The 19,858-nt window shown below is 71.0% G+C and carries 17 protein-coding genes; 10 read left to right on the top strand and 7 right to left on the bottom strand.

Annotated features, from left to right (window positions below; all coding sequences use genetic code 11):
• Position 1 precedes the first annotated feature (1 nt).
• From RV986_RS37185 to RV986_RS37175, 3 genes are all read right to left on the bottom strand, one after another.
• Positions 2 to 649: a PhzF family phenazine biosynthesis protein gene (locus RV986_RS37185; RefSeq protein WP_475921566.1), complete on the bottom strand. Its 648-nt coding sequence runs from the start codon at positions 647 to 649 to the stop codon at positions 2 to 4.
• Positions 650 to 756: 107 nt separating this feature from the next.
• A complete protein-coding gene (locus RV986_RS37180) occupies positions 757 to 2,259 on the bottom strand; it encodes an HtaA domain-containing protein (protein WP_475921565.1) in 1,503 nt (500 codons plus the stop codon).
• Between the two features lie 65 nt (positions 2,260 to 2,324).
• Positions 2,325 to 3,791, bottom strand: a complete 1,467-nt coding sequence (locus RV986_RS37175) for an HtaA domain-containing protein (protein WP_475921564.1) — start codon at positions 3,789 to 3,791, stop codon at positions 2,325 to 2,327.
• 110 nt (positions 3,792 to 3,901) lie between these two features.
• Here RV986_RS37175 and RV986_RS37170 point away from each other — a divergent pair, with 110 nt between their 5' ends.
• The 7 genes from RV986_RS37170 (at position 3,902) to RV986_RS37140 (ending at position 11,395) form a co-directional block, all read left to right on the top strand.
• Positions 3,902 to 4,903 (top strand): heme/hemin ABC transporter substrate-binding protein, encoded by a 1,002-nt coding sequence (locus RV986_RS37170; RefSeq protein ID WP_475921563.1) that lies wholly within the window; start codon positions 3,902 to 3,904, stop codon positions 4,901 to 4,903.
• 2 nt (positions 4,904 to 4,905) lie between these two features.
• Positions 4,906 to 5,994: a FecCD family ABC transporter permease gene (locus RV986_RS37165; protein WP_475924572.1), complete on the top strand. Its 1,089-nt coding sequence runs from the start codon at positions 4,906 to 4,908 to the stop codon at positions 5,992 to 5,994.
• Between the two features lie 23 nt (positions 5,995 to 6,017).
• Positions 6,018 to 6,875: a heme ABC transporter ATP-binding protein gene (locus RV986_RS37160; RefSeq protein WP_475924571.1), complete on the top strand. Its 858-nt coding sequence runs from the start codon at positions 6,018 to 6,020 to the stop codon at positions 6,873 to 6,875.
• A 190-nt stretch (positions 6,876 to 7,065) separates the two neighbouring features.
• Positions 7,066 to 8,202 carry an iron uptake system protein EfeO gene (efeO, locus tag RV986_RS37155; RefSeq protein WP_475921562.1) on the top strand — a complete coding sequence of 379 codons (1,137 nt, stop codon included), beginning with the start codon at positions 7,066 to 7,068 and terminating at the stop codon, positions 8,200 to 8,202.
• Positions 8,203 to 8,220: 18 nt separating this feature from the next.
• Positions 8,221 to 9,498 (top strand): iron uptake transporter deferrochelatase/peroxidase subunit, encoded by a 1,278-nt coding sequence (efeB, locus tag RV986_RS37150; RefSeq protein ID WP_475921561.1) that lies wholly within the window; start codon positions 8,221 to 8,223, stop codon positions 9,496 to 9,498.
• A gap of 3 nt (positions 9,499 to 9,501) precedes the next feature.
• Positions 9,502 to 10,377: an iron uptake transporter permease EfeU gene (gene efeU, locus RV986_RS37145; RefSeq protein WP_475921560.1), complete on the top strand. Its 876-nt coding sequence runs from the start codon at positions 9,502 to 9,504 to the stop codon at positions 10,375 to 10,377.
• Positions 10,334 to 11,395, top strand: coding sequence for an SCO2278 family lipoprotein (locus tag RV986_RS37140; RefSeq protein WP_475921559.1), 1,062 nt, complete (start codon positions 10,334 to 10,336; stop codon positions 11,393 to 11,395). The genes efeU and RV986_RS37140 overlap by 44 nt, the downstream gene beginning before the upstream one ends.
• Before the next feature lie 16 nt (positions 11,396 to 11,411).
• Here RV986_RS37140 and RV986_RS37135 read toward each other — a convergent pair whose 3' ends face one another.
• The 4 genes from RV986_RS37135 to RV986_RS37120 form a co-directional block, all read right to left on the bottom strand.
• Complete coding sequence (locus RV986_RS37135; RefSeq protein ID WP_475921558.1) at positions 11,412 to 12,149, bottom strand: bifunctional DNA primase/polymerase; 738 nt, start codon at positions 12,147 to 12,149, stop codon at positions 11,412 to 11,414.
• 169 nt (positions 12,150 to 12,318) lie between these two features.
• A complete protein-coding gene (locus RV986_RS37130; protein ID WP_475921557.1) occupies positions 12,319 to 12,975 on the bottom strand; it encodes a TetR/AcrR family transcriptional regulator in 657 nt (218 codons plus the stop codon).
• A gap of 200 nt (positions 12,976 to 13,175) precedes the next feature.
• Positions 13,176 to 14,171: a hypothetical protein gene (locus RV986_RS37125; protein WP_475921556.1), complete on the bottom strand. Its 996-nt coding sequence runs from the start codon at positions 14,169 to 14,171 to the stop codon at positions 13,176 to 13,178.
• Positions 14,172 to 14,376: 205 nt separating this feature from the next.
• Complete coding sequence (locus tag RV986_RS37120) at positions 14,377 to 15,372, bottom strand: small ribosomal subunit Rsm22 family protein (protein WP_475921555.1); 996 nt, start codon at positions 15,370 to 15,372, stop codon at positions 14,377 to 14,379.
• 187 nt (positions 15,373 to 15,559) lie between these two features.
• Between RV986_RS37120 and RV986_RS37115 the strand changes: the two genes are divergently transcribed.
• From RV986_RS37115 to rph, 3 genes are all read left to right on the top strand, one after another.
• Complete coding sequence (locus tag RV986_RS37115; protein ID WP_475921554.1) at positions 15,560 to 15,976, top strand: hypothetical protein; 417 nt, start codon at positions 15,560 to 15,562, stop codon at positions 15,974 to 15,976.
• Positions 15,977 to 16,097: 121 nt separating this feature from the next.
• Positions 16,098 to 16,940 (top strand): hypothetical protein, encoded by an 843-nt coding sequence (locus RV986_RS37110; protein WP_475921553.1) that lies wholly within the window; start codon positions 16,098 to 16,100, stop codon positions 16,938 to 16,940.
• Positions 16,941 to 17,224: 284 nt separating this feature from the next.
• Positions 17,225 to 19,840, top strand: a complete 2,616-nt coding sequence (rph, locus tag RV986_RS37105; RefSeq protein WP_475921552.1) for a rifamycin-inactivating phosphotransferase — start codon at positions 17,225 to 17,227, stop codon at positions 19,838 to 19,840.
• Positions 19,841 to 19,858 lie beyond the last annotated feature (18 nt).

Below are 19,858 nucleotides of genomic sequence, written 5' to 3'. Positions count from 1 at the left end.
CTCAGGTTCGCAGCAGACGTACTCGGCCCCCCACCTCCACCCACCCACCCGGCTGCGGAGCCGTGAGGATCTGGGAGCCCGCCCCCTGGGTGATGTTCAGCGCGCGCCCGAGCCGATCCGTCAGCAGCAGCGCCGCCGCCCCCGTCGCCTCGTCCTCCCCGATCCCGTCGTCCCGCCCGGGAAACCCCCGCGCCCGCACCCGCCCGGCCGACTCGTCCTCCCAGGCCCAGGCGTAGACCCACTCCCCCGGCGCCGGAACGGCCAGCGCGTCGACCTCCTCGGCGGAGCCGTACTGCCGCAGCGTACGGCCCGGCGCCCACTCCGCCCGCGCCTCGATCCAGCTGAACTCCCCGTCCAGCCGCACCCCCACCACCCCGGCGGGCGTGACCAGTTCGGGGATGTCGAGCAGCCATCCCACCCCGACGCAGGGATGCCCGGCGAACGGCAACCGCAGCGTCGGCGTGTAGATGTCGACGACCCCGCGCTCGGGGTCGTCGACGAACACGGTCTCGCTGAACCCCAGCTTCGCGGCGAACATCTGCCGCTCCTCGGGATCCGGCATCACCGAACCCTCGCGCACCACACCGAGCTCGTTGCCATGTCCGCCACCGGGCCCGCAGAAGACGCGCAGTACGTCGAAATCAGTCACCCCGGCATTCAAACATCACCCGTGCCGCGGCGTCGTCCCGGACCACGGCCGCACCGGACGGGCGACACCCTCCGCCCGCCCCCGCCCGCCCCGCGCACCCGGTCCGATCAGGCGGTACGCCGCCTGCGTACCGCCACCACCACACCCGCACCCGCCGCGACCGTCACCGCCGCGGCCGCGCCGAGCGCGCCGAGGGGCACCTCCGAGCCGGTGGAGGCGAGCGCGCCGCTCACACCGCCCGTCGTGGATCCGGTCGTCCCCGCGCCACCGATGGGGCCGCCCGTGGTGCCCGACGCGCCGCCGGAGCCGTCGTCGCCGCCGCTCCCGGACCCACCGTCCCCGCCCGGCAGTTGGGCGCCCTCGCTCACCGCCACCGAGAGGTCCACCGGGTCCAGTTCGGTACCGGTGGCGTAGAAGCCGCCGAAGGCCTCCGCGCCCGTCTTCGTCAGCGTGGCCGTGATGTCGTCGAGGGTGATGACGTCGTCCTGGACCGTCAGCCCGGTGGACTTGGCCTTGAGGTCGGCGAGGACCACGTCGTCGGACTTCTCGCCGAGGCTCTCGACATCGGCGGTCAGTTCGCCGGAGCCGCCGTCGAGCTCCGCCTTGAGGTCGCTGAGGGTCAGGTCGAGGCCGTAACTGCCGTTGTCCTCGTGGCCCTTGAAGTTCACCGCACCCGCGAAGGCGGCGGAGAGGGTGCCGGCGTCGGTGTCGTACGTGCCGGTGGCGTCCGGGAAGGTGAAGACGCCGTTGCCGGTGGCCTGGGTCGCGCCGCCGGACGCGGTGATCCTCCCCTGGGCGACGCCGTCCACGACGTACGTCCGGAAGGACTCCTTCACACCCCAGCCGAGCGTGCCGTCGGCGATCTCGCCCTGCGGGGCGGCACTGTCCGAGGGCGAGGCCGAGGAAGAGGAAGAGGCGGAGACAGAGGCGGAAGCAGAGACCGACGCCGACGCCGACGCCGACGCCGACGCGGACGATGTGGACGTCGGTGTCGAAGTCGGGCTCGGGGACGCCGAGCCGGACGGGGAGCCCGAGGGGCTCGGCGACTCGCTCTGCGACGGCTGCTGCGCCACCGTCAGCGGATCCCCCGCCGCTCCCTCGTAGCTCGGGCTGCCGAAGACGGTCGCCGCCTCCTTGGTCAGCGTGGTCGCCATGGCCGTCATCTCGCGGGTCACGGTGACGTCGGCGAGCGGGACGTCGTTCTGCGTCGTTCCGTTGCTCGTCACGTCCGCGGTGATCTCCGCGGCGCCGCTGTCGAACCTGACGTCGGACAGGGTGAGTTCGAAGTGGTGCGCCGCGGAGGCGATCCGCAGGCTGCCCGCGAAGCCGAGCTGCACGGCGTGGGTGGTGGAGTCGTACGTGCCGGTGCCGCCCGTGAACGTGAACGCCCCGTTGTCGGCCGCCTGCGTCGCCCCGCCCGCGGGGGTGAAGGTACCCGCCGCCGCTCCGGTCACGTAGGTGCGGTACGACTGCTTGATGCCCCAGGTCAACTCGTAGCCCGTGAGCGGGGCTTCCTGGGCCGACGCGCCGGTGACGGCGAGGGCGGTGGCCCCCAGGGTGACCGCGACGGCGGCGGCGAGGGCGAGTGGGCGGCGGCGGTTGGCGGCCATGGTCGTGGGTCTCCTCTGAGGATGGGTACGGCCTCGCCGGCGAGGCGCAGGCCGTGTGGTGGAGGTCAGTCCTCGTCCGTGGACCGCGCGCCCGCGGACCCGGCGGCGGACGCCGACGCCGGTCGCGTACGGCGCCTGCGGACGATCGCGAAGGCGAGGCCCACCGCGAGCAGCGATCCCGCGGCGAGGCCGATGGGCAGGACGGAGCTGTCCGAGGTGCCGCTCGCGGTGTTCTCGGTGCGGGGCTCCGCGGTGGCCCCGGCCGTGGTCGGGTTCGCGGTCTCCGGCGTGGGCGAGTCGGAGCTGCCCAGGTCGGGGAGGGCGGGCAGCCGGGCGTCGTCCGTGAGGGCGACGGAGAGGGTCACGGGGTCCATCTCCGTGCCGGCCCGGTACATCCCGCCGAGGGCCTCGGCGCCCCGGGAGGTCAACTCGGCCGGAACCTCGGTCAGTTCGACCAGCCCGTCCTTCGGCGTGAAGGCCTTGGCGGCGACGGGGGCGAAGGTGACGAGCGGGACCTTCGCGCCGGTGAAGTCCGCGCTCGCGACATCGGCGTACAGCGTGCCCCTGCCGTCCTCGACGGTGGCCCGCAGGCCGCTCAGCCGGAGGTCGAGCCCGTTCTTCCCGGTGAAGCGGACCGCGCCCCGGAAGCCGGCGTCCAGCGTGTGCTTCTTCTCGTCGTACGTCCCCTTGCCGGTGGGGAAGCGGAAGAGCGCGCCGCCGTCCTGGGCGCCGCCGGTCAGCGTCCACCTGCCCTCGGCGATGTCCCCGGTGACGTACTCGCGGAAGGTGCGGCGCACACCCCAGTCGACGGCGGCGTCCTCGATCGCGCCCGAGGTGTTCTTCGACGTCGGCTTCGGGGTGGCGGACTTCGTCGCCTTCGGCGTGCTCGACGGGGTGGCCGCGGCCCGGACGTCCGCCGACAGCGTCACCGGGTCGAGTGCCGTGCCCGCCGTGTAGTACCCGGCGAAGGACCGGGCGCCCTGCGAAGTCAGCGTGGCGGGAACGCTGGCGAGGCGGACGGCGGTGCCGCCGCCCTTCATGTCGATACCGCCGAGCGAGAGGGCGGCGAAGGGCACCTGCGAGGACGTCGTGACCGTCCCGGTGCCCTTCTCCTTGCTGGTGATGTCGACGTAGAGCGTGCCGCCGCCGCCCTCGATGCGGACGGTGGGGCGGCTGAGGGTGAGGTCGAGCTCGTAGGTCCCGTCGTCCTTCCGGTGTCCGACGAAGTGGACTCCGCCGAGGAAGGCGGCCCGGAAGGCGCCCGTGTCGCCGTCGTAGGCGCCGGTCGCCGAGTGGAAGCGGAACTGGCTCCCGCCGACCGTGGCCGCGCCGCCGGTGAGGGAGTAACTCCCCTTGGCGATGGGCCCGGTGACATAGCTCTGGAAGGACGACTTGATGCCCCAGTCGAGGCGGCCGCCCTGCACGGTACGGCTCGCGGCGTGGGCGGTGCCGGTGGGGAGCAGTGCTCCCAGCAGGGCGCCCAGTACGGCGGTGCACACCACGGTGGCCAGGGCCCTCAGGCGCACGGGCATGGGGTGTCCTCCGAAATCCGACAGCCAGTAGCGAGGAAGGTAAGGCTAACCTAAGCCATCCCGCAAGTGCCGGGAGATGCCGGAAGAGGACCGAGAGGACTGACGGGACCGTGCAACGCTTGCGCACAAGACTGGTGGGGGCCCTGCTGTCCGCGCTCGCCCTCACCCTGACCGGATGCGGCGGCTCCACGGACCCCGTCCGGGCGACGGCGGCGACGGCGTCCGCCGCCGCCAACCGTGTCGAGCCGCTGAAGTCCCCCGGGAAGCCCCGGCTCCCGGTCACCGTCCGCTCCTCCGACGGCAGGAAGGTGACGGTCGCGGCGGCCGACCGGATCGTCCCCCTCTCCGGCAGCCTCAGCGAGATCGCCTTCACGCTCGGCCTCGGCGACCGGGTCGTCGCCCGTGACATCACCGCCACCTTCGCGCAGGCGGCGAAGCTCCCGGTGGTCACCCGGGGCCACGACGTCTCCGCGGAGAGCGTGCTCTCCCTCAAGCCGGACCTCGTCCTCGCCGAGACCACCACCGGGCCCGACGAGGCGATGGAGCAGATCCGCGACGCGGGCGTCCCGGTCCTCGTCGTCGACCCCGCCAAGGGCCTCGACGACGTGGGCCCGCGCATCGAGGCGGTGGCCGGCGCCCTCGGCGTACCGGCCGCCGGGAAGCAGCTGACCGAGCGCTCGGAGCAGCGGATCGCCGCCGTGCGCAAGGCGATTCCCGCCCACGCGGACCACCCGCGCGTCGCCTTCCTCTATCTGCGCGGCTCCGCGTCCGTCTATCTCATCGGCGGCAAGGACTCGGGAGCCACCTCACTGCTCGAAGCGGCCGGAGCCGTCGACGCGGGGGCCGAGTCGGGGCTGAAGAAGGACTTCACCGCCATCACCACCGAAGCGCTGGCGCAGGCCGCGCCGGACGCGATCCTCGTCATGACCAAGGGACTTGAATCGGTCGGCGGGATCGACGGGCTCGTCAGGATCCCCGGCGTCGCGCAGACCCCGGCCGGAATGGAGCGCCGGGTCGTCTCGATCGAGGACGGAGTGCTCCTCAACTACGGGCCGCGCACGGACCAGGTACTGAAGTCGCTGATGGCGCAGTTGTACGGGGATGCCGAGTGACGGTGGCCAGGGAGGCGGTCGGCGCTCCCGCGCACCAGGCCGACGCCCCCGTACGCGGGAGGGTCCGCGGCAGCGCCTGGCTCCTCACCGTCGGGCTCGTCGCCGCCCTCCTCGTCCTCGTGCCCGTCGCCGCCGGGCTCGGCGCCTACCCGATCCCCACCGGTGACGTCCTCTCCTCCGTCGCCCACCGCATCGGCCTCGGCGGCTCCGCGCTCGACCGGGTCCCCGAGTCGGTGCTGTGGAACGTCCGCTTCCCGCGGATCGTGCTCGCGCTGCTCATCGGTGCCTCGCTGGGCTGCGCGGGCGCCCTGATGCAGGGCGTGTTCGGCAATCCGCTCGCCGAACCCGGGGTCATCGGCGTCTCGTCCGGCGCGGCGGTCGGCGCGGTCGCCTCGCTCGCGCTCGGCCTGAACTTCCTCGGCAGCTGGACGGTCCCCGCCGTCGCCTTCTGCACGGGGCTCGCCACCGCGCTGCTCGTCTACGCGATGTCGCGCTCCGGCGGCCGGACCGAGGTCGTCACGCTGATCCTCACCGGGATCGCCGTGAACGCCTTCACCGGCGCGCTGATCGGACTCTTCCTCTTCTTCGCGGACACCGCCGCCGTCAGCCAGATCACCTTCTGGCAACTCGGCTCACTGGCGCAGGCGACCTGGCCGAAGGTCCTCGCCGTGCTGCCGTGCGCGGCGGCCGGTCTGGCCGTGGCGCCGCTGTACGCCCGCCGCCTCGATCTGCTGGCCCTCGGCGAACGTCCGGCCCGGCATCTGGGCGTGGACGTCGAGCGACTGCGGATCGTACTGGTCCTGGTCATCGCGCTGCTCACCGCGGCGGCCGTGAGCGTCTCCGGGATCATCGCCTTCGTGGGGCTGGTCGTCCCGCATCTGCTGCGGATGGCGGCGGGACCCGGACACCGGTTCCTGATCCCGGGCAGCGCACTGGGCGGTGCCGTCGTCCTGCTCGCGGCCGACCTCGCGGCCCGCACCGTCGCCCAGCCCGCCGAACTCCCGCTGGGCGTCCTCACCGCCCTGCTCGGCAGCCCGTTCTTCTTCTGGCTGCTGCGCAGGACCCGTCGCAGGCAAGGGGGTTGGGCGTGAGGTTCCCGCACACCGCCGTCACCATGCTGTTCCCGCGTACGGCGCGTCCCGTGCCCCCTCCCGCGGCCGCCCCCGGTGACGTACTCGCCGAAGCCGCGGGCCTGCGTGTCCGTCTCGGCGCCCGCGACGTCCTGCGCGGTGTGGACGTCACCGCACGCGCGGGCGAGATCCTCGCACTGGTCGGCCCCAACGGGGCGGGAAAATCCACCCTGCTGGGCGCCCTGGCCGCCGATCTCGGCGCCACCGAGGGAGTCGTACGGATCCACGGCCGCCCCGCCCCTCAGTGGTCGGCGCCCGAACTCGCCCTGCGCCGGGCCGTGCTCCCCCAGTCCGCGACCCTCTCCTTCCCCTTCACGGTCGAGGAGGTCGTACGGATGGGCCGGGCGCCCTGGACCGGGGCCGTGGCCGGAGCCGGTGAGGAGGACGACGACGCGGTCGTCTCCGCAGCCATGGCGGCCACGGAGGTCACCGGGTTCGCGTCCCGCCCCTTCTCGGCGCTCAGCGGAGGGGAGCGGGCCCGGGTCGCGTTCGCCCGGGTGCTCGCCCAGCGCGCGCCGCTGCTGCTGCTCGACGAACCGACCGCCGCCCTCGACCTGAGACACCAGGAGTTGGTGCTTCGGGTGTGCCGGGCAAGGGCGCACGCCGGTGACGCGGTGGTCGTGGTGTTGCACGATCTGGGGCTCGCCGCCGCGTACGCGCACCGGGTGGCGATTCTGTGCGCCGGTCGTGTCGCCGCCGAGGGACCGCCGGCCGAGGTTTTCACGGGCGAGTTGCTGAGTGAGGTCTACCGTCAGCCCGTTGAGGTGTTCCCGCACCCACGGACGGGTGCCGTCCTGGTGACTCCCGAACGGGGCGCCGTGACCGCCGAACGAGATGCTTGACCCGTACTTGACCCTCCCATGGGGTCCACTTTGAGCCACCGTGATCAAGCCGTTTCTGTGCTCCGACTGTGAGAGCTGAATCACTGTAGGCGTGGGTAGGACTGAGGTAAGCCTCAGGTAAGTTAGGCCAGCCTCACCATGCCGGCGGGGACCTTCCGCCTGGTTTGTCCGTCGTTCTCTTGGAGCCTGAATGCGAGCAGTCCGACTCTCAGTTGTCACCGCCGCCGCGACCGCGGCCGCTCTGGCCGCCGTCACGGGCTGCACCGAGAAGAGCGACGCCGGGGCCGGTGACGCGATTCAGGTGACCGCCGCCGACTCCAAGTGCGACACCTCCTCGAAGTCCGTCCCGGCCGGCCAGGTCACCCTGAACATCGAGAACAAGGGCTCCAAGGCCACCGAGGTCGAGATCCTCTTCCCGGACGACCGGATCGTCTCCGAGAAGGAGAACATCGGCCCGGGCACCAAGTACACGCTGACCGCCGAGGTCAAGGCCGGTGCGTACGAGATAGCCTGCCGCCCCGGCATGAAGGGCCACGGCGTCCGTCAGAAGCTCACGGTCACCGGCGGCAAGGTCGCCAAGCGCGACCCGCGCCTCGACAAGGCCGTCGCCGCCTACCGCGAGTACGCGCAGGAGCAGGCCGACGCGACGCTCCCGAAGGTGGAGACGTTCGCCGACGCCATCAAGGCCGGCGACATCGAGGCCGCCAAGGACGCCTACGCCCCCTCCCGCGTCGGCTGGGAGCGCACCGAGCCGATCGCCGAGTCCTTCGGGGACATCGACCCCAAGACCGACACCCGCGTCAACGACCTGGAGAAGGGCCAGAAGTGGACCGGCTGGCACGCGCTGGAGAAGGCCCTCTGGGTGGACAAGAAGGTCGGCGCCGAGCAGAAGACCCTCGCCGATGAGCTGGTCACGGATCTGAAGGACTGGCAGAAGCGGGTCGGCAAGGCCGAGATCACCCCGACCTCCATGGCCAACGGCGCCAAGGAGCTGCTCGACGAGGTCGCCACCGGCAAGGTCACCGGCGAGGAGGACCGCTACTCGCACACCGACCTCAGCGACTTCAAGGCCAACGTCGAGGGCGCGCAGAAGGCCTACGAGCTGCTGAAGCCGGTCGCCCAGGAGAACGACGCCGCGCTGACCACCGAACTCGACAAGCAGTTCGCCGCGCTGAACACGCTGCTCGACAAGTACCGCGCGGACAAGACCTCCTACGACTTCACCCCGTACGACAAGGTCGGAAAGGCCGACCGCAAGGAGCTCTCGGACGCGGTCAACGCGCTCGCCGAGCCCCTGTCCAAGCTCGCCGCAGCCGTCGTGAAGTAGAAGTGAGCGAGACGCATCATGACGAATGACACGACGGAAGCCACCGAAAACCCCCCGCCCTCCCGGCGTTCGCTGATCGGCTGGGGCGGTGCCGGACTCGCGCTCGGGGCCGCCGCGGCCGGGGGCGCGGTGGCGATGACCCGTACGGGCAACGACGTGGACCCGGCCGGCGCCGAGACCGGCGCCGCGATCGCCTTCCACGGCACCCACCAGGCGGGCGTCGCGACCCCGGTGCAGGACCGACTGCACTTCGCCTCGTTCGACGTGAAGACGGACGACCGCGCCGAGTTCGTACAGATGCTGAAGGACTGGACGGCGGCCGCGCGCCGGATGACCGACGGACACCCGGTCGGCGAGGGCGCGTACGGCGGACTGCCCGAGGCGCCGCCGGACGACACCGGCGAGGCGCTGGGCCTCAAGCCGTCCCGGCTGACGCTGACCATCGGCTTCGGACCGTCGCTGTTCGAGAAGTACGGCGAGAGGTTCGGGCTGACGGGGCAGCGGCCGGAGGCCCTCGTCGACCTGCCGCCGTTCCCCGGTGACAACCTGGAGAAGGCGCGCAGCGACGGCGACCTGTGCATCCAGGCCTGCGCGGACGACCCGCAGATCGCGGTGCACGCGATCCGCAACCTGGCCCGGATCGGCTTCGGCAAGGTCGCCATCCGCTGGTCGCAGCTCGGTTTCGGCAAGACCTCGTCCACGACCCCGGACGCCCAGACGCCCCGGAACCTCATGGGGTTCAAGGACGGCACCCGCAATATCGCGGGCACCGAGACGGACCGGCTGAAGAAGTTCGTGTGGGTGGACGAGGGCGAGGGCCCGGCCTGGATGACCGGTGGCTCGTACCTCGTGGCGCGCCGCATCCGGATGAACATCGAGACCTGGGACCGGACCTCGCTGCAGGAGCAGGAGGACGTCTTCGGCCGCGACAAGGGCGAGGGTGCCCCGGTCGGCAAGGCCAACGAACGCGACGAGCCGTTCCTGAAGGCGATGAAGCCCGACGCGCATGTCCGGCTCGCGCATCCCGACTCCAACGACGGGGTCACCCTGCTGCGCCGCGGCTACTCCTTCACGGACGGCACGGACGGCCTGGGCCGGCTGGAGGCGGGGCTGTTCTTCCTCGCCTACCAGCGTGATGTGCGCAAGGGGTTCATCCCGGTGCAGCGCAGCCTCTCGCGCTCCGACGCGCTCAACGAGTACATCCAGCATGTGAGTTCGGCGGTCTTCGCGATCCCGCCCGGCGTCCGCGACAAGGACGACTGGTGGGGGCGCGCGCTGTTCGCCAAGGAGGCGTAGCCCGTGTTCGGCAACTATCTGATCGGCCTGCGCGAGGGGCTGGAAGCCAGCCTCGTCGTCTGCATCCTCATCGCCTATCTGGTGAAGACCGACCGCAGGGACGCCCTGAAGCCGATCTGGATCGGCATCGGCGTCGCGATCACGATCGCGCTCGGCTTCGGCTGCGCACTCGAATTCGGCTCCCAGGAGCTGACGTTCAAGGCGCAGGAGGCGCTCGGCGGCTCCCTGTCGATCGTCGCGGTCGGCCTGGTGACCTGGATGGTCTTCTGGATGCGGCGCACCGCCCGGCATCTGAGGTCCGAACTGCACGGCAAGCTGGACGCGGCGCTGGCGATGGGCACGGGCGCGCTGGTCGCGACCGCGTTCCTGGCGGTCGGCCGCGAGGGCCTGGAGACCGCCCTGTTCGTCTGGGCGTCCGTGCACGCGGCGAGCGACGGCACACCGCGCCCGCTGATCGGTGTCGCCCTGGGTCTGGCCTCCGCGGTCTTCCTGGGCTGGCTGTTCTACCGGGGGGCCCTGAAGATCAACCTCGCCAAGTTCTTCACCTGGACCGGCGGCATGCTGGTGGTCGTGGCGGCCGGTGTCCTGGCGTACGGCGTCCATGACCTGCAGGAGGCCGACATCGTCCCCGGCCTGCGCAACCTGGCCTTCGACATCAGCGGCACGATCGATCCGACGAGCTGGTACGGCACCCTGCTGAAGGGCGTCTTCAACTTCCAGCCCGATCCGACCGTCCTCCAGGTCACGGTGTGGGCGCTGTACCTGGTCCCGACCCTCGCGATCTTCCTCGCCCCGGTAGGGTTCGCCTCCGGGAAGGGGAAGGTGAAGGCACCTGATGAGCAGGGATCGCACGGGTCGCAGCCCACGAAGGCTTCGTAGTACCGGACTTGTCGTACATGGAGGGTCTCGCGGCCGCAGACCCGGGGCTCTCCGCCGGTTCACTCTGGCGACGGGCGCGGTGACGGTTCTGTCCCTGACGGCGAGCGGTTGCGTGGTGGTGCACGGGGAGCGGGAGGTCGTCCCGACGGCGACGCGCACGGAGGCCGCCCGCGCGCTCAAGGACTTCACCACCGCCTACAACAAGGCGGACGAGGCGAACGACCGTTCCCTGGACGCGGACCGGGTCACGGGCCCCCTCGGTGACATCGACGGCGCGAAGCTGAAGGCCGCGCGGCAGAACAACCCGGGCGGCAACCCCGCGTACACGCCGCTGAAGCTGACCGACGCGAAGTTCGCCATACCCGAGAAGGCCGGGTGGCCGCGCTGGTTTGTGGCCGACACCGCGGCCAACAAGGGCCTGACGGACAGCCGTTGGCTGCTCGTCTTCACCCGTGGCAGCGCGAACGACGTGTGGCAGGTGTCGTACCTGACCGTCTTCGCCGCCGCCGACATACCCGAGTTCCAGCAGGACAAGGCGGGTTGGGCGCAGCCCGTCAGCGCGGACGACGCGGCCCTCGCCGTCCGGCCGGAGAAGCTGAGCCGGGCGTACACGACGTATCTGCAGGGCGGCGGCGACCTCTTCGCGCCGGGCGTCCACACCTCGCAGTGGCGGACCCAGCGCAGCGCGAACGCCAGCAAGCCCGGTCTGGCCCGGCAGTACATCGACGAGCCGCTGACCTCGGGCGACTACGCCCCGGTGGGCCTGCGCACCACGGACGGCGGTGCGCTGGTCTTCTTCACCACCCGCCGCTACGAGAAGCAGACCGCCGCGCAGGGCACCGAGATCCCCACCCCGAGCGCGGACGTCAAGGCGCTGACCACCGGTGACATCAAGCAGTCCCTCACGCTTGAGTTCGTCTCCAACCAGGCTGCCCTGGACCCCGGGGAGGGTGCGAAGGACCAGCAGGTGGCGGTGCTGGGCCGGATCGAAGGGCTGACGGGGGCGAAGGGCGAGTAGCGCCCCGACGGGGCGCTCAGCCCCGGTGGGGCCAGGCCGCCAAGTGGTCTTCCGACTCGTTCTCGCCCACGTATCGGGCGCAGGCGTCCGTCAGGGCTTCGAGGAGACTGAGCGGGTCGGGAAGCGGATGCTCCGGGCCCCGTACCCAGTCGACCGTCAGGTCACCGGGCAGTTGGGCCGGCGGGACGAGGACGTACGAACCGCGGCAGTGCCAGCGCAGACCGGGGTGCTCGTCCGTGGTCTCGGGGTGCGAGTCGAGCTCGCAGGGCCACCACTCGTCCTCGTCCTCGGGCGTACCGCGCGTGAGGGTGAAGAAGAACATGCGTCCGTCGCCGCTCTCGGCCACGGGTCCGACCTGGACTCCGGTGGCGAGCAGCCGCTCCAGTGCCTCGCGGCCCGCGTCGACGGGTACGTCGAGGACGTCGTGCACCATGCCGGTCGCGGTGATGAAGTTGGCCTGCGGCTGGTGCCGGGCCCACCGCTCGATCTGGGCGCGGTCGGTCGTGGACTGGGTCTGCCAGGCGAAGGAGACGGGGTGGCGCGCGGGAGTGGGACAGCCGACGCGGTCGCAGGAACAGCGATAGCCGGAGGGATACGCGGCCTGCGCGAGCGGCAGCCCCGCGGCGGCGGCGGCGAGCAGCAGGGCCTCACGCCCACCGTCGGCAGTGTCCACGGTCCCCTTGGGCCGACGACCACTCAGCCACTGGGAGATCCTGCCCTGCGCGCCGGAACGGCGGCCGAACTCTGCGCTCATCTATCTCCTCACCTGGCGGTCGTACCGACACGGAAGCCTTCAGCAAGCTCTTCAACTGCCCCCATGGTCCCACCATCCTGCGCCCCGAGTGGCCAGAGCCCTCATCCGGGGTGGGTGAGACGGCTGTTTTGACGGTTTCGGACAGCGTTTTTAAGGCTTTTGAAGGATTTCATCCCCGTGGAGCGAGTCCGTACAGGGCGTAGTCGACGAGGGCGTCCGTGTAGGCGTACGAGATCGGGCCGGTGCGCTGCAGCCAGCGCTGGGCGAGCGGGGAGACGAAGAGCTCCAGGGCGATGCGGGGGTCGACGTCGGGCCGCACGTCACCCTTGCCCTGGGCGGACCGCAGCCGTGTCACATACAACTGGAGCTGGGGTTCGAGGAGCTTGGCCACGAACTCGGCGCCGAGCGTCTCGTTGACGAGTCCCTCGGCGGCCAGGGCGCGTGAGGGGATCGCGAACCCGGGGTTCAGCAGCTCGTCGACGGTGGCGCGCAGCACCTGTTTGAGGTCGGCCGCCAGATCGCCGGTGTCCGGAATCACATACGGCTCCTGGCCCGCCTCCCGGGCGGCCCGCTCACCGAGGTCCATGAACGCGTCCAGCAGCACGGCGGCCTTGGAGGACCACCACCGGTAGATCGTCTGCTTGCCGACTCCGGCGCGGGCGGCGATCCCCTCGATCGTGGTCTTGGGGTAGCCGACCTCGCCGACGAGTGCCAGGGCGGCGTCGAAGATCGCGCGACGGGACTTCTCGCTGCGGCGGGTGGAGTCGGGGGCGGGTCTGGCGGGGAGCCGGGCGGACTCGGAGGGCGGGCGGGAGTTCGGGACCATGCGACGAATCTAGCAGGGCGACAAGACGGAACGTCTCGCGGCTGGTCGGGGGTGCGGCGCGGTGCCGACCGTGGCGGCGCCGGAGCGGCCGATCCGGAGTGGGCGATCTGCAGTGGGCGATCCGTGGTAGCCGACCCGAAGTGGCCGATGTCACCGTCGCGGGTCCACGTGTCCGCCGGGGAGACGGCCGGACGCGGACGCTACTTCGGGCTGAAGGTGATCACCGGGGTGTAGTCGGTTCCGGCGTGGAATTCCACCCGCTGGGTGCCGGTCGGCGAGCCGATCTCGCTCAGCCGCAGCGTCCAGGTCCAGCTGGAGCCGCTGACCGTCATCTGGACGTGGGGCGCGACCTCGGTCCAGCCCCAGTCGGTCGACCGGCTCCGGTAAAGGGCGCCGTTCTCGATCATGTAGTCGGCGCCGAGGGCGGAGGGCGACGGATAGGGGAGCCGGTAGCCGGTCGCGGTGTCGCCGTCGGTGTTGATGAAGGCGTGGTAGTAGCTCTGCGAGGTGTGGAAGGTCACCCGGAGGGTCACGGTTCCGGGGGCCGCACAGACGGAGTAGTCGGTGATGGGGCCGGAGCCCGCGGTGGAGGTGCAGAAGGCGCCCTGACCGCCGCTGCCCGACCCGGTGTGGGCACTGTCGGCGCCGGCGGCCCGGGTGACGGACGGCTGGGCATGTGCTGGTGTGTGGGTACCAGCGGCCGTGGCGGATGCCGTGGCCGGTGACTTCGGCGACGCGCTCGTGGCGCTCGCCGACGGCGAGACGGACGGCGGGGCCGAGCCGAGCCCGCTCGGCGTGCTCTCGTACGACCCGCCACCGGTGGTGGTGTCCGGTGCGGCGCCCGGCACCGACGCGGACTGCCGCGCGTCACCGTCGCCCTTGCCGACGACGAGGAAGGCGCCGCCGATCAGCGCTGCCCCGACCACGGCGGCGCAGACGGCCGGCGCCGCCCGGGGTAACAGCCGCCCGGCCGGGGGCCGATGGGCGGCTTCGGTCGTGTCGGCAGCCGCCCGGTCCGGCGGCGTGCCGGTGAGCTCCGCCGCGAACGCGGCGGCCGCCCGGGACATCGGCGGCGCCGTGGCCTCGCGCTCGGGTCCGGGCTCGGAATCGTCCTCGGACCCGGAACCCGCCCCGGCGAGGGCAGCGGCGGCGATCGCCGACGGTCCTTTTGACCGGCGTGGCAGCGGAGCCTGCACTGTCGTGGTCCTTCCGGGAGAGCCGTGCCGAAGGCATCCGGCAGCGCCGGGTCGCTGATCGTACCGGGGTTCGATATGGATCCGAGCCACATCGCGGTGACTCACCACGGTCAACTCATCTGAGGGAAAGCCCAGTTGAGTTCCCCGCCCGAGGAGGTGCCGACGGAGGAGAGAGAGGAGGTGCCGACGGAGGAGAGACCGGGGCCTAGTCCTCGACGACCGGCGGTGGCCAGGCGTCGCCCCAGTCCGCGTCGCGGGCCGCCCTGTACAGCGGCCCGTGACGCTTGGTCACCGTCCGGCGGTGCAGGGACTCGTCGGGGCCGCACAGGTCCAGGAGCACCTGGCCTTTGCGGATCTGCGGCTTGCGTACGACGCGGGAAGGGGCCGGGGCGGCCGGGAAGCGGGTGGCGGCGACGTAGCTGAACTTCTCGTCCTCGTACGGCAGGGAGCCGCCCTTGACCTGACGGTGCAGGGAGGAACGAGCGACCCGGGCGGAGAAGTGGCACCAGTCCTCGCCGGGGACGATGGGGCAGGCCGCGCTGTGCGGGCAGGGGGCGGCGACACGGAACCCGGCTCCGATCAGGCGATCCCGTGCTGCGATGACGCGTGCGTAGCCGTCGGGCGTGCCGGGCTCGATGATCACGACGGCCTGGGCTGCGGCGGCCGCGGCGGTCACGACGGAGGCGCGGTCGGCTTCGGTGAGTTCACCGAGGACGTAGGAGACCGTGACGAGATCAGTGCTCTCGATGGTGAGCGCCGATCCGATACGAGAGCGGTGCCACTCCGCGGACTTCAGTTCCGGGTTCGCCGCGGCGATCTCCCGGCCCAGCGCGAGCGCGGGCTCGGCCCAGTCGAGCACGGTCACGGGGCGGGCGCCCTCCCAGGTCGCGTTCACCGCCCAGGTCGCGGCGCCCGTTCCGCCGCCGACATCCACATGGCTCGCCGGGGACCACTGCGGCACCGCGTCCGCGAACGCCTCCAGCGCCGAGCGCACCGCCCCGAACGTCGCCGGCATCCGGTACGCGGCGTACGCGACCACGTCCGAGCGGTCCCGCAGCACGGGCGCGTCCGTCGGCGTGCGCCCCCGATAGTTCGCGATCAACCGCTCGACCGCCTGCGCGGCCACCTTCGGCGGCAGCCCGTCGAGCAGTCCGGCAAGGGCCGCACGAAGGGCGTCAGCTGGGGAAACGGGGGCGTTCACGCGGTGATTCTACGAGAACCGCGCCAACGCCCTCACCTCCAGTGGTCGCGATGTCAAGGAAGGCTGGACTGTCCGTCAACGACGGCAACGGCGCATCTGAGGATCCTGGACGCGTCGCCTCGCACCAGGGCGGCGACGAACACGCGCACCACTCACAGGTACAAGGAAAAAGGAAAGAGGAGTCTTCGTGCATCGCATCATGGCTGGGCTGGGCATGGCCGCCGCGGCCGCGCTGACCAGCATTCCGCTCCTGGCCGGGGCGGCCGCCGCCGAGTCGAACAACGGCGTGTGTGAGTCCTTGAATTCCGAGTTCTGCGTCTTCAGACAGGCCAAGGGCGACTGGGCTGCCGACTTCAAGGCTTCTGACACGCACTACGAGAACAACTACTACCCGCTCCACCCCAGTTACTCGGTGGACAACAGTGTGAGTTCGATCGCCAATTTCTATCCGTGTCCCGTGATCGTCTACGAGAACCCCGCACAGGCCGGGGACCGGCTGTACATCCCCAGCGGGTACGGCTATGAGGATCTCACCAACGTCACCGGCAGTCTGTACGGAGTTCCCATGAACAACGAGATCGGCGGCCACGCCATCGACTGCTGACCGTTCACGTCGAAGGGGGCCGGCGGCTCGCCGCCGGCCCCCGCGATTCCACGTTCTCCTCAGTTCTCTTCAATTCGGCGAGTGGGAAATGAAGCACTGGAAAAGGAAGACGGCGTTGGCGGTGACGGCGTTGCTCCTGCTGACCGGCGGCGGGTATTACGCGCTGTCCGAGGCCGGTGAATCCACCGCGGCGGAAAGGGCGGCGGCGGTCGACCTCGACCTGCCGCTGAGCGCCTACCGGCTCACCAACCGTGAACAGTCCGACGCCAGGCACGCCGACAGCCTGCTGGTGCGTGCCTGCATGGAAAAGGCGGGGTTCAGTTGGTACGCGCCGGTGACTCCGCTCCGGCCCGATCCCCTGCGCCGCCGCTACGGCGTCATCGACCCCGAGGTCGCCCAGCTCTACGGATACCACCCCCCGCCCGACGAGATCTCGGCGCGGATCGCGGGTCGCCGCCTGGAGATACTGAAGAACCCCGAGGCAGACAAGGCGTATCACGGTCCTGAGAAGAACCGGCAGCAGGGATGTGCGGCGCGCGCGGGACAGGAGCTCTCCCCCCGCGTCGAGGAGATCACGAACACGCTGGCCGACCGCCTTTCCTGGCAATCGCTGGAGGCCTCCGCGAAACGCCCCGAAGTCGTGGCCGCCCATCGGGCGTGGCAGAAGTGCATGAGCGCCCGGGGTTATCACTACGCCACCCCGGACGACGCCATCCTGGACAAGGCCTGGAATCTGGAGAGTTCCGTCATCGGTGAGAAGGAGCGAGCGGTGGCCGTCGCCGATGTCGCGTGCAAGTACGAAGTCGACCTGGTGGAGATCCGGGTGGCGGCCGAAACCGACATCCAGCGGGAAATGATCGCCAAGAACGCCTCCGGGCTGAAGACACTGGACGAGAAACTCCGGGCCTACCGGAAGAACGTACGAAGCGTGCTGGAACACCTGGACACCCGTACCGACGACTAGCCTCGCCTGTCAGTTCCAGCGGGCAAAAGGCAAAGGCAAGGAGAACTCCCTCTCCTTGCCACTCTCAACGTATAGCGGACTGGGGGGCTTGCGGCAAGACCCGGGTGGTGGCGCAAAATCGTCGGCCGAGGCCACAACCTGCGGAAATGGGGGCACGACGTGCGTGTGTTGTCGACGCATGGGGGACGCGGTGACGTCGAACCAGGTTCGACTGAGCTGGAGGCGCCGGTGATTCGATCGGCCGCCGCAGTACAACGGGGCACGGCTGCCTCGGAGGTATCGCGATGATCGAGCAGTACGTGCGGGATCTTCAAGAGGTCGACGAGACGCAGGTCGCGGTCGTCGGCGGCAAGGGCACGCACCTGGGCGGGCTGTCGCGGATCGAAGGCATCCGCGTGCCCGCCGGCTTCTGCGTGACGACGGACGCCTTCCGACGGGTCATGGCGGAGGCGCCGGCGATCGACGATCGGCTCGATCAGCTGTCGCGCCTGAACCCGGACGACCGGGAGGCGATCCGCACGCTCAGCGCGCAGATCCGCCGGACCATCGAAGGGATCGCCGTCCCGGGCGATCTCGCGACGGCCATCACCCGCGCGCTCGGCCGGCTCGGCGAGCAGGCCGCCTACGCCGTCCGGTCCAGCGCGACGGCGGAGGACCTGCCGACGGCCTCCTTCGCCGGCCAGCAGGACACGTACCTGAACGTCGTGGGGCCGGCGGCGATCCTCCAGCACGTCAGCCGGTGCTGGGCCTCGCTGTTCACCGAGCGGGCCGTGACCTACCGCCGGCGGCACGGCATCGACCACCGTACGGTCCACATGGCCGTGGTCGTGCAGCGGATGGTGTTCCCGCAGGCGGCCGGCGTCCTGTTCACGGCCGACCCCGTCACGGGCGACCGGAAGGTCGCCACCGTGGACGCCGGCTTCGGCCTCGGCGAGGCCCTGGTCTCCGGCCTGGTGGACCCGGACGTCTTCAAGGTGCGACACGGCGAAGTCGTCGCCAAGGCGATCGCCGCCAAGCAGCGTGCCGTTCACGCCCTGCCGGCCGGCGGTACGCAGGAAGTGGCGATCGACTCTCGGCGGCAGGAACAGCCGGCGCTGACGGATGCGCAGGTCCTGCGGCTCGTGCAGCTCGGGCGGCGGATCGAAGCGCACTTCGGCCGCCCGCAGGACATCGAATGGTGCCTGGTCGACGGGGACTTCCAGATCGTTCAGAGCCGGCCGATCACGACGCTGTTCCCCATCCCCGAGACCGGCGACCAGGAGAATCACGTCTACGTCTCCGTCGGCCATCAGCAGATGATGACCGACCCCATGAAGCCCCTGGGGCTCTCCATGTGGCAGCTGACGGCCATGGTGCCGATGCACGAGGCCGGCGGGAGGCTGTTCGTCGACGTCACCCGGCGCCTGGCCTCACCCGCGAGCCGCGCCGGCCTCCTGGACGTCATGGGGAAAGGCGATCCGCTGGTCAGGGACGCGCTGGAGACCGTCCTCGACCGCGACGGTTTCGTCCCGTCGCTCCCGGACGCGGGTCCCGGCGGGCCGGCTGCCGGCCGTGCGTCCGCCCCGATCGAGACCGATCCGGCCATCGTCACCGAGCTGATCGAGCGCAGCCAGGTGTCCATCGCCGCCCTGGAGCGCGACATCCGGACGAAGACCGGACCGGCGCTGTTCGACTTCCTGCTGGAGGCCTTCCAGGAGCACAAGCGGGTCCTCGGTGATCCGCTGAACATTCAGGCGATCATGGCGGGGATGGAGGCCACGTGGTGGCTCAACGACAAGCTGCAGGAGTGGCTGGGCGAGAAGAACGCGGCTGACACGCTCACGCTGTCCGCCCCCGACAACGTCACGTCGGAGATGGGAATGGCGCTGCTCGACGTCGCGGACGTGATCCGCCCGCATCCGGAGGTGGTGGCGTTCCTGCAGGGCGTCGAGTACATCGAGTACTTCGAGGACAAGGCCTTCCTGGACGAGCTGGCGAAGCTCGCGGGCGGGACCGAGGCGCGCGACGCCATCGAGGCCTACCTCGACCGGTACGGCATGCGCTGCGTCGGCGAGATCGACATCACGCGGCCGCGTTGGCGCGAGCGCCCCACCACGCTCGTGCCGGTGATCCTCGACAACGTCAGGAACTTCCCACCGGGCGCCGCCGAGCGGCGCTTCGAGCAAGGGCGGCAGAAGGCGCAGCAGAAGGAACAGGACGTGCTGTCACGCTTGCGGGCCCTGCCGGACGGGGACCGGAAAGCCGACGAGGCCAAGCGGATGATCGACCAGGTCAGAGCCTTCATCGGGTACCGGGAGTACCCGAAGTACGGGATCGTCAGCCGCTACTTCGTCTACAAGCGGGCCCTGCTGGAGGAGGCCGAGCGCCTCGTGCAGGCCGACGTGCTTCCTGAGAAGGAGGACATCTTCTACCTCACGTTCCAGGAACTCCACGACGTCGTGCGCTCGCACCAGGTGGATGGCCGGCTCGTCCAGCAGCGCAAGGACGCGTTCCGGTCGTACCACGCGCTCACGCCGCCCCGGGTCCTCACCTCGGACGGTGAGGCCGTCACCGGGGCGTACCGGCGCGACGACGTGCCGGCCGACGCCCTGATCGGCCTCCCGGTTTCCGCCGGGACCATCGAGGGACGGGCCCGCGTCATCCTTGACATGGCGGAGGCCGATCTCGAAGCGGGCGACATCCTGGTCACGACCTTCACGGACCCCAGCTGGTCGCCGCTGTTCGTCGCAGTCGCGGGCCTGGTGACGGAGGTGGGCGGCCTGATGACCCATGGCGCGGTGATCGCCCGGGAGTACGGCTTGCCGGCCGTCGTGGGCGTGGAGCAGGTCACCCGGCTGATCCGGGACGGGCAGCGGATCCGCGTGCACGGAACCGACGGGTACGTCGAGATCCTGCCGTGACCGACCGCACCGAGCAGC

This window comes from Streptomyces sp. RLA012 (assembly GCF_056270325.1).
The sequence above is the reverse complement of the archived record's forward strand: the minus strand, read 5'-3'. Positions and strand labels throughout refer to the sequence as shown.

What these genes read in the sequence shown, in the direction of transcription:
- RV986_RS37180 (WP_475921565.1), bottom strand. Translation starts at nt 2,259, where the DNA reads ATGGCCGCCAACCGCCGCCGCCCACTCGCCCTCGCCGCCGCCGTCGCG.
- rph (WP_475921552.1), top strand. Translation starts at nt 17,225, where the DNA reads ATGATCGAGCAGTACGTGCGGGATCTTCAAGAGGTCGACGAGACGCAG.
- efeB (WP_475921561.1), top strand. Translation starts at nt 8,221, where the DNA reads ATGACGAATGACACGACGGAAGCCACCGAAAACCCCCCGCCCTCCCGG.
- RV986_RS37130 (WP_475921557.1), bottom strand. Translation starts at nt 12,975, where the DNA reads ATGGTCCCGAACTCCCGCCCGCCCTCCGAGTCCGCCCGGCTCCCCGCC.
- RV986_RS37160 (WP_475924571.1), top strand. Translation starts at nt 6,018, where the DNA reads ATGCTGTTCCCGCGTACGGCGCGTCCCGTGCCCCCTCCCGCGGCCGCC.
- RV986_RS37140 (WP_475921559.1), top strand. Translation starts at nt 10,334, where the DNA reads ATGAGCAGGGATCGCACGGGTCGCAGCCCACGAAGGCTTCGTAGTACC.
- efeO (WP_475921562.1), top strand. Translation starts at nt 7,066, where the DNA reads ATGCGAGCAGTCCGACTCTCAGTTGTCACCGCCGCCGCGACCGCGGCC.
- RV986_RS37175 (WP_475921564.1), bottom strand. Translation starts at nt 3,791, where the DNA reads ATGCCCGTGCGCCTGAGGGCCCTGGCCACCGTGGTGTGCACCGCCGTA.
- RV986_RS37135 (WP_475921558.1), bottom strand. Translation starts at nt 12,149, where the DNA reads ATGAGCGCAGAGTTCGGCCGCCGTTCCGGCGCGCAGGGCAGGATCTCC.